General features: G+C 71.8%; 7 protein-coding genes. 2 read left to right on the top strand and 5 right to left on the bottom strand.

Annotation, left to right across the window (positions count from 1 at the left end; translation table 11 throughout):
• From LRA98_RS12125 to csm6, 4 genes are all read right to left on the bottom strand, one after another.
• The coding region (locus tag LRA98_RS12125; RefSeq protein WP_238640847.1) for a type III-B CRISPR module-associated Cmr3 family protein at positions 1 to 771 on the bottom strand (771 nt) is incomplete at its 3' end.
• A gap of 3 nt (positions 772 to 774) precedes the next feature.
• The gene (gene cas10 / locus LRA98_RS12120; protein WP_238640846.1) at positions 775 to 3,693 is read right to left on the bottom strand and encodes a type III-B CRISPR-associated protein Cas10/Cmr2; all 2,919 of its coding nucleotides are present in this window, start codon (positions 3,691 to 3,693) and stop codon (positions 775 to 777) included.
• A gap of 14 nt (positions 3,694 to 3,707) precedes the next feature.
• Positions 3,708 to 4,703, bottom strand: a complete 996-nt coding sequence (locus LRA98_RS12115; RefSeq protein ID WP_238634113.1) for an RAMP superfamily CRISPR-associated protein — start codon at positions 4,701 to 4,703, stop codon at positions 3,708 to 3,710.
• A gap of 79 nt (positions 4,704 to 4,782) precedes the next feature.
• Positions 4,783 to 5,916 (bottom strand): CRISPR-associated ring nuclease Csm6, encoded by a 1,134-nt coding sequence (gene csm6, locus LRA98_RS12110; protein ID WP_238634114.1) that lies wholly within the window; start codon positions 5,914 to 5,916, stop codon positions 4,783 to 4,785.
• A 222-nt stretch (positions 5,917 to 6,138) separates the two neighbouring features.
• Here csm6 and csx16 point away from each other — a divergent pair, with 222 nt between their 5' ends.
• Both csx16 and LRA98_RS12100 read left to right on the top strand, forming a co-directional pair.
• Positions 6,139 to 6,432: a CRISPR-associated protein Csx16 gene (gene csx16, locus LRA98_RS12105; protein WP_238634115.1), complete on the top strand. Its 294-nt coding sequence runs from the start codon at positions 6,139 to 6,141 to the stop codon at positions 6,430 to 6,432.
• Positions 6,429 to 7,589, top strand: coding sequence for a Card1-like endonuclease domain-containing protein (locus LRA98_RS12100; RefSeq protein WP_238634116.1), 1,161 nt, complete (start codon positions 6,429 to 6,431; stop codon positions 7,587 to 7,589). Before csx16 ends, LRA98_RS12100 begins: the two co-directional genes overlap by 4 nt.
• Before the next feature lie 161 nt (positions 7,590 to 7,750).
• Here LRA98_RS12100 and LRA98_RS12095 read toward each other — a convergent pair.
• Positions 7,751 to 8,777: IS30 family transposase (locus LRA98_RS12095; protein WP_238634117.1), on the bottom strand; the 1,027-nt coding region annotated here is incomplete at its 5' end.

The following is an 8,777-nucleotide window of genomic DNA, read 5'->3' as shown; positions in this document are numbered from 1 at the left end:
GGCCGCGGCCGGCGCGGGGGCCGGGGCCATGGCCGCGCCCCGGCCGTCGCCCCCAAGGCGCAGCGTCGCCTGGGCGGGCAGGCTCTCAGGGTCAGCGCCGGCGACTGTGGCGAGAAAGCCGCATCCCTGTTTCAGCCGGATGGCCTCGGTGGTGTAGAGCTGGCGCTCGGCGGCCGTGCGCTGCTCGGGATCGAGGGCGATGCCCAGGCGCGGATCGCTAGCCCAGATCGCCGAGCGGGGCACCAGGGTCTCGGCCGGCGGGGTCTCCCCTCGGCAGTAGCGCTGCCAGCCGGCGTGGGTCAGCCAGTAGCCCTCCGCCGGCTTGCCGCGCTCCCTGCGCCGGAGCACGGGCAGGCGCTCCAGCGGCTGGCTGCCGGCGACGCCGGAGGGCAGCGGCTGCGGTGCCAGGCGCTGGACCGTGCAATGCCCCGTGGCCTCGTCGTGCTCGACGCTCAGGTCCGCAGGCAGGGGATGGAGCGGCTCGGCGGCGTCCGCCGACGGGCAGCGGGCGAGCGTCACGCCGGTGAGGGTGAATGTCCCCGGCGCCTGCGCCGAGCCGAGGACCGTGTCGAGCGGGGCCGGCAGCCTGCCGTCGCGCAGCTGCGCCGGATCCGCGCCGGCGGCGGCGAGCATGGCGCTGCGCAGGGCCCCGGCGAAGACCGAGGGCCAGGGCGGCATGAGGGCGGCGCCGGCGTCGCCGGGCTCGCCGAAGAGGCGGTTGCCGCGGAAGAAGAGGACGTCCTGCGGCTCGATGAAGCGGTGCTCGGCCATGGGCTACCTCCGGGTCTCGCGGGCGAGGAACTCGGCCACGCCGACGAGGTGGCTGAGGCGGTCGCGGATCTTGGCGGCGCTGCTGAGCGGCGCCCCCGTCGGCGAGACGCTCGCGAGCGGTGCGAGTCGCCGGGCGTGCGTGGGCTGGCCGCGCTCCTCGAGCCCCTGCCGACAGAACTGGTAGTGCAGGACCGCCTCGAGGTAGCCGGCGATGCCGCCTTCCGCCGAGAAGGCGTCGGGCTCGGGCAGGTCGGCGAGCCAGCCCGCGACGTTGTAGGCCGCGCGCCGGGAGGCCTCGGGGTTGGTATGGAGCGCCTCGGCGAACGCGCGCAGGGTGCTCATCTCGTCGATCCCCGCCGCCGGCTGCCAGCGGCCGACGTGGCGCAGGGCGCTGCCGCTGCGCTTGAGCACGGACAGGGCGAAAGCGTCGCGCTCGCCCTCGCCCTTGGCCCGCTGCTCGGCGCGGCGCAGCTCGGCGAGGGCGGCCGTCAGCGGGGTCTGGTGGTGGGCGATGACGGCGCCCATGGAGGCGGTGGCCTGCGAGCCCATGGTCAGGTGCAGCCGCCCATTGCGGTAGATGAAGCCGCTGCGGCGCCAGGCGTCTTCCTCCTCCTCGGCCTCGCCGCTGATGGCTGCGCCCGAGTAGGCGTCGCGCAGCTCGCGCATGGCGCTGAGCAGATCCCCGGTAGGCAGCATGGCCATGAGGTCGTCGCCGCCGGCGTAGAGGATGCGGCCGTGGTGGCGCTCCTCGACCACCCAGCGGGCGAGGGTGCTGGAGAAGTCGTTCAGCGCCCCGGAGATGGCCAGGTGGCGGGCCGGGGAGACCGCTCGCGGCGTTCCCAGGTAGGCCTGCAGCGCCGCGTGGTCGCTGAACCGGGTCTCCAGGGCGGCGGCCAGCTCGGGGTGGAAGGCCGCCCGGTAGGGGATGGTCGTCCCCTCGCCGCCGGAAAGCCAGGCGCCCATACGGTCGCCGTCCATGAGCAGCAGGGCGTAGTAGGCCTCGGCGCTCTTGCCGGTGATCGTATGGATCGCCCGCCGGGCGGCGGCCTCGTCGCCGTCCTCGGCCTCGCGCTGGCGCTCGAGCCAGCCGGGGAGCCGGGCGAGGAGCTCGCCCTGCTCGTGCTTGTGCAGCCGCAGCGCCAGCCGCCGCGGCAGCGCCGCGCGATCCGCGCTCCGGATCGCCTCGGCCTGCTCGGCGCTGAGCCCGCCGGCGGGGTTCGGCTCGTCCGCCGCGCGCATCAGCGAGGTGGCCAGCGCCATGGTGTGCGTGGAGACGACGAACCGCGGCGTCTGCTGCTGCCCGAGCGCCCCGGCGACCTCCCGGCAGAAGCGCTGCGGCCAGAGCCGCTTGAGCGCGGCGAGGGCGCCGAGGTGCTCGCCCCGGCGCGCCCAGCCAGGACGCCGCTCGGCGATGCGGCTCCAGAGGGTGCCGTGCGCCGCCCGCTGGCCCGGCGGCAGGTCGAGGTGGGCACGCTCGTGGGTGAGCCACTCGACCTCGCCGGTCAGCGAGCAGCGGTAGCCGTGCTCATGCTGCGCGGCGAAGGGCCGAGTCGCCTTGACGCCGCCCATCACGCGCTCGCCGAGCTCGTAGAGCGCGGGGTAGAGGACGCCGGGGTTGGGCCGGTAGAAGGTCGCCGGCGTGCCCGTGTCGGGATCGGTGACCTCGATCGGCCGCTGCAGTACCGCCCAGGCGGGGCTGGCGAGAAAGCCGGGGCGCTCCGCCTCGGGCTCGTAGAAGGGGCGCAGCGTCTCGGCGAGGCGCTGCGGATCGGGCTCGCCGTGCTCGTCCGCGGCCACCTCGTCCCAGCCGACGGCCGACCAGGACACCTCCGGGAATCCCGCGAGCTGCTCGCGGGCTTGGTGATACGCCGGCGTTTCCGGGTCGGCCGGCAGCTCGGCGGTCTCGAGCAGCTCGGTGACCACGGCCTCGGCCGTCTCGGCGACCCATGCGTGGAGGTGGCGCTCGATGGCGCGGCCGAGGTCCTCGGCCTGCTCGGCCGGGACCACCGCGAGGAAGCGGTTGGGCAGGGCGGCGCTGAACAGGGGGTTGGCGTCGGTGACCGTGCGCTCGTTCCAGGGCTCTTTCTGGAAGAGCGCCGGCTCGAGGCCCTGCTCGAGCAGCCAGAGGTCGACCTGCGGGACGCCGCGCAGCTGCGGGAAGAGCACGGCGTCCGGGCCGAGGCGCTCGCAGACGACGCGCATCGCCTCCCAGGCGAGCCGGGCGAGCAGGTGCGAGCCGGCCCACAGGTCCGAGGTGGTCCGGGCAGCGGCGATGAACGGCTGCACCGGGCCGAGGGCGACGTTGAGCAGGGCGCAGCGGCCCTGGCGGTCGCTGGCGAAGGCGCCGGTGAGCGCCGAGCTCAGGTCCAGGTGCTGCCAGATGGTGTGATCCGGGATGCGGGTGTCCGCCGGCAGGTAGCGCCAGAGCTCGCCGAGCCCCGCGGCGTCGCCGCTCGCGGCCGGCTCCGGGCCGAAGCGCCAGAGCGCGAGCAGGGTCCGCCAGGGGTCCACGGCCCCTTGCGCGTCGCGGTGGATCAGGGCGCGGAAGTGCTCGAGGCTACCGGCCTTGAGCGTGTCGAGCTCGACGTCCCGCAGCTTGTCGTGCTCGCCGAGGTCGATCTGCTCGCCGGTGAGCGGGTGGCGAAGCACCGGCTTCTCGGCGAAGTTCACCTGGCTCCAGCGCGCGAAGCGATCACCGTCGCGCTCGCGGGGGAACTGCGGGCGGTCCGCCGCCGAGGCCCAACGGTCGGCCTTGCGCACCGGCGGCCAGGCGCCGCGCGGCACCTCGCCGAGGATCTCCTCGATCAGGGTGCGCACGGTCCCGCCCTCATGGCCGGCGGGATCGCGCAGGAGCACCAGCGCCTTCTCCGCCGGGTCGTGCAGCCGGGCGAGGAGCTTGTTGCGGGCCAGATCAGTATCCATGAGGCTTGCCTCCGTCATGCGTCCACCCGCTCGAGGTCGCCTTGCCGGTCGAGGAAGGCGTGGGCGCTGCGCCAGAGCCCGGGGTACTCGCGGCGCTCCCGCTCGGGCAGCGCCTGCCAGATCTCGGGTTCCGGCCGGCAGGGCAGGTGCGCGACCTGCCCGCGCAGCTGCCCCTGCGCGTCCCGGACGACCTTGAGCTGCAGGGTGTTGGGGATCCGGACCTGGTCGTTGAGGCCCCTCTGCTTCTGGCCCGTGACCGGCCAGGAGAGCAGCGGCCGCAAGGGACCGGCCTCGCCGCAGAGGCCCTTGCGCAGGTCGCCGAGCCGGCGCAGCGCTGCCTCCCAGCTCCTGCACGGCGGGGTCCACCACAGCAGCAGGCCCTGCTCGTCGGCCCCGAGCGCGTGGATCCAGGCCTCCGCGAGGGCCTCTTCCCACGGGCGGCTGAAACCGGATAGCGCCAGCGCCTCGGAGTCGTGCAGGTGGCAGGCGCCCCAGCCGTTGCGGCTGCGCCCGCCGAGGCTGCCGAGCCGATGGAACAGCCCGATCGCCTCGTCGAGGGCCTCGGCGCCCTCGGCCTGGGCCGGCCAGGCCAGGCGCAGCTCGGCCTGCTCGCCCGGCGGCAGGGCGCTGTCATCAGCGCCCTTGGTCTTGACCCGGCCGAAGCCGAGGTAGGCGTCGGCCGGCATCCCGCTGGCCATCCGCAGCTGCCCTTGATTCATGGCCTGGCGCCAGGCGTTGTCGTAGCGCTCGCCCCAGTGCCCCATCCCTTTGCAGGGCTTCAGGCGCAGCCGGAGCCGGCTCTTGCGGCCTTGTTGCCCGGCGGCGTCGCCGAAGAGCTCGCCCTCGAGGGCGCGCAGCCTCGGCAGGCGGATGCCCCGGGCGAAGGCGGCGACCCGCCACCAGCGGCGTAGCTGCGCCTTGATCGGCGGTGTCCGCCAGGCGGCGCTCTGTGCGGCGTCCCCGAGAAAGGTCGGGGTCAGCAGCTCTAGGGTCAGGTGTCGTTGCTCCATGGGCGCTCTCAGCTCCGTTGCGTGGGGCGCAGTATCGCCTGCTGATGGCGGCGGGCGGCGCACTTGCAAGCTTGCCGGCTCACGGCTCGCCCTCGATGCGGATCTGCTCCGGGGCGAGCGGCAGGGCGTAGGTGGTCTGCGGCCGGCTGCTGCAGGCCTGGACCTGGTAGCGCGCCGCTACCCGGGCAGGCAGACCGCTGCGCTCGGCGAGATCCCGGTTGAGCCGCGAGCGGGTCGAGTCGAAGTAGTTCGACCGGGTCTCCCCCCGCTCAAGATCCTGGCGTGCCCCTGCAAGGCTCTCGTGCAGCCGCGAGGCGCGGCCCTCGAGCCAGTCGATATAGCGCGCGAGCTCGTCGGCGGCGGCGTGGTCGAAGGCCAGCGGCGGCTCCCCTCGCCGTGCGCGGTCGGCGAACCAGGTCAGCCAGAGGAAATGGGTGGGCGAGAGGGTGATGGTTCGGCCCTGCAGTGTCGCCGTGCGCTCGGTGAGATCGAGCGTGAGCTGTGCCGGGACGAGCACCTGCTGCGCGCGCTCGACCGCCTCGCTAAAGGACAGCCCGGGCTCCGGCAGCGCGTCGCCGAGCTCCTCGCGCAGCCGGACGAAGGGCAGATCGGCAAGGCGCACCTGCGCCTCGGCCGTGCTGATGATGTCGTTGCGTCCGGGCAGCTGGAGCGTCACCGGCTCCGGCGGCGGGTAGAAGAAGTCCGGATGCGACTCGAAGGGCGGATTGACCAGGACGTGGCTGAGCCGGTCCTGCCCCCGGCCGTAGAGCGAGAGCGAGTAGCCGGCGTAGAAGCCCATGGTCTTGCGCCCGCCAGCAAGGGAGACGTGCAGCCGCGCGCTCTGCTGCGTCAGGGTGCGGATGCGCTCGTGGATCCAGTCTGCGGCCGCCGCGTTATCCGCCTCGGTGACGATATCGGCGAGGGGCTCGCCATCGGCGCCATGGACGACGTGGATTGCGGACGCATCGAAGGCGAGGGCGCTGCGCTCGATCCCGTAGTCGGTGCAGAGCCGGTCGAGGTAGCCGTGGCCGCCGTGCTCGGCGAGCAGGGTCAGGGCCAGACGGCGCCGGCCCTCGGTCGTCGTGATCACCTCGATGCGGTCTGGAAGGGCGTCCGCCCCTTCCTGGGCGAGGGCATAGAGGGTCTCGGTGACCACCTGTGGTGTCAGCCCAGTAACACAAAGGAGGGTGTGCGCTTGGGCATCTTCGGACATCGGCAGCACTCCGTGTGCGCTTGCGGCGATTCCTTGAAAGGCTAGGCCAGTTTCCGGATTACCCCCGAAAAGTGCAAGCTTTCTGCGCGGCTTCCGGCCCGGTGCCGCAAGATTGCCGATCGCCCTACAAGCGGCTCAGGGCCCTACATTGGCGGACGCCAGCCCGGTTGGTCGCCAAGCGGCAACGGGCGACGCCGTGTTGATCAGCAAAGGAGCAGCCTCATGACCACCTGGTTCGTGACCCGCCACCCGGGCGCCGCGGCCTGGGCCGAGCGACAGGGGATCGCGGTCGATCGGCTCGTGACCCATCTCGACGAGACGGCCATCGCGCCGGGCGATACGGTGATCGGCACGCTGCCGGTTCACCTCGCCGCGGCGGTCTGCGAGCGTGGCGGCGCCTATTGGCACCTGGCACTCGACCTGCCGCCCGAGATGCGCGGCCGGGATCTGACCGCCGCGGAAATGGAGGCCGCCAGCGCGCGGCTAGAGCCCTACCACGTGGAGCGAACCCAATGAGCCGTCAACTGCACATCCAGCTCGTCTCCAATCAGCTGCTCGGCAACCTCATCCCGGCGCTTATGGAGCGCCCGGCGGAAGCGGCGCTGATCGTCACCCCCTCGATGAGCCGCCAAGCCGATCGCCTCCAGGCGCTCGAGGAGCAAGCCGGTATCCGCGTGCGCCGCTTCGATGGCGCCCGCGAGGTCGATTTGCCGCGGCTCGAGGACTACGCCTTGGAGGTGATCGCGGAGCTCGAGGGCAGCGCCGATGAGCTCGTCCTCAACCTCACGGGCGGGACCAAGCTCATGGCCATCGGCTTCCTGGACGTGCTGCGCGAGCACGTGGATCGTTGCATGTATACGGACACCGCTCATGGGCGGCTCGAGCTGCTCCCGCTCTCGGGGGAGCGCCAGCCGCCGCGCCGGCTCGATCCGGTCCTCGACGTCGAGACCTACCTCCTCGCCCAGGGATTTCGCCCCCGTCACGTCGCCTCCCGGGATACGGCGTGGCAAACAGCGGCTCAGCGGCGCAAGCCGGCGTGCAAATGGCTCGGCAAGGAGGTGCCCCGCATCGGCGATTTCCTCGGCGCCCTGAATGCCCTCGCCGCCTCGGCCCTGGATCGGGAGGGCGAGCTGGTCGCACCCGAACAGGCTTTCGAGCAGCCGCCGCACGGGCGCTGGGAACGGGCGATCACCTATCTGCGCGACGAGGGACTTCTGGACTGGCGGGGTGGGGCGCAGGTGACCTTCCTCGATGCCGAGCGCACCCGCTTCCTCAATGGCGGATGGCTCGAGGAGTACGTCTACCATCGGCTGCGCGATGAGGGGATCGATGACGTCGCGCTCGGGGTGACGGGGACGTGGGACGGGACGGATGGGGCGCGCAACGAGCTAGACGTCGTCGCGGTGCACGCCAATCAGCTGCTCGTGGTCGAGTGCAAGACGGAACGCCACGGCCGGGATGAGGCCGGAGATGACCATCGCCTCTACAAGCTCGATAGCCTTGGCGACGACGTCCGGGGCTTGTTCGGGCACAGCTGGATGGCGAGCGCCCGCCCGCCGACGAAAGAGATGGGGCGCCGGGCTGCGCAGCATCGCATCCAGCTCATCTCTCCTGAAGATCTGCCAAAGCTACGCGATTGGATCCGTAGCTGGATGGCGGATGTTCAGCCCTGAAGACCGATTGCCCACTTTTCCGATCGTGATTGCCGAGGCTGCAGCCCTTGCGGAGGGCTGCAGAACTTCGGAGATTCCCTCCAAGATTCCCTCTCCCTTGTAAATAACCCCCTCGCAAACGGGAAATCACTTTTCGCTCATTATCTCCCGGCAGGCTGGTCTCAAGAATCAAGCGCAACAGTCTTCGAGAAGGCCTGAAGCTCTTCAGTCATGGCCTCCTCGGGCGTTCTAAAGTCCAGCGCCTTACGCGGGCGCTGGTTTAAAAGCCGGGCGATATCGTTGAGCTGGGTCTGGCTCGGCTCGCTGAGGTCGGCCCCCTTGGGCAGGTACTGGCGCAGTAGGCCGTTGGTGTTCTCGTTGCTGCCGCGCTGCCAGGGCGCATGCGGGTCGGCGAACCAGATCGACAGATTCAGCCGCTGGGCGAGCCGCTCATGGCAGGCCATCTCGCTGCCCCGGTCGTAGGTCAGGCTCTGGCGCAGGATCGCCGGCAGGCGCCTCATCTGCCGGTGGAAGCCTTCCAGGGCCGCCTCGGCAGTGCCGTCGCGCATCTTGCTCAACACGACATAGCGGGTCTTGCGCTCGACGAGCGTGCCGACCGAGGAGCGGTTGTAGGCGCCCTTGATCAGGTCGCCCTCCCAGTGGCCAGGCATCAGCCGCTGCTCGATCTCCTCGGGCCGATAGGCGATGCGCAGGTGCTTCGGCGCAATGGCGCCGCCCCGCGCCGCGGTGCGCCGCCGCTGCCCGCGCTGCGGCTTCTGGCGGCGAAGCGCCCGGATCAGCTCCTGCTTGAGCGAGCCCTTGGGATGGGCGTAGATCGCCGCGTAGATGGTCTCGTGGCTGACGCGAGCCTCAGGGTCCTCGGGGTACATACGCGCCAGTCTGCCGGCGATCTGCTCAGGAGACCACTGCCAGTAGCACAGCCGGTCCAGGACGTAGCGGTGCAGCCATCCGCCCTCGACCAGCTTGGCGGGACGGCCACACCGTCGCCGTCGAGCTCGGTACTGCTGAGCGCCCTGCGTCGGGCAGTACGCGGTCTCGGCCGCGGGCGCATGCCCGCGGGCCAGCTCTCGGGTCACCGTCGACGCACTGCGCCCGAGAAGACGGCCGATCGCCCGCGCACTGCTGCCACGGCTGCGCTCACTCAAGATGACGGCGCGCTCCTGATCACTGAGGTGCTCGTATCGGGTA

It is taken from the genome of Halorhodospira sp. M38, assembly GCF_022227985.1.
Lineage (GTDB): Bacteria > Pseudomonadota > Gammaproteobacteria > Nitrococcales > Halorhodospiraceae > Halorhodospira > Halorhodospira halophila_A.
The sequence above is the reverse complement of the archived record's forward strand: the minus strand, read 5'-3'. Positions and strand labels throughout refer to the sequence as shown.

Bases quoted from the DNA above. Each gene is read 5' to 3' on its own strand.
- csx16 (WP_238634115.1), top strand. From the start codon at position 6,139: ATGACCACCTGGTTCGTGACCCGCCACCCGGGCGCCGCGGCCTGGGCC.
- LRA98_RS12100 (WP_238634116.1), top strand. From the start codon at position 6,429: ATGAGCCGTCAACTGCACATCCAGCTCGTCTCCAATCAGCTGCTCGGC.
- LRA98_RS12115 (WP_238634113.1), bottom strand. From the start codon at position 4,703: ATGGAGCAACGACACCTGACCCTAGAGCTGCTGACCCCGACCTTTCTC.
- csm6 (WP_238634114.1), bottom strand. From the start codon at position 5,916: ATGTCCGAAGATGCCCAAGCGCACACCCTCCTTTGTGTTACTGGGCTG.
- cas10 (WP_238640846.1), bottom strand. From the start codon at position 3,693: ATGGATACTGATCTGGCCCGCAACAAGCTCCTCGCCCGGCTGCACGAC.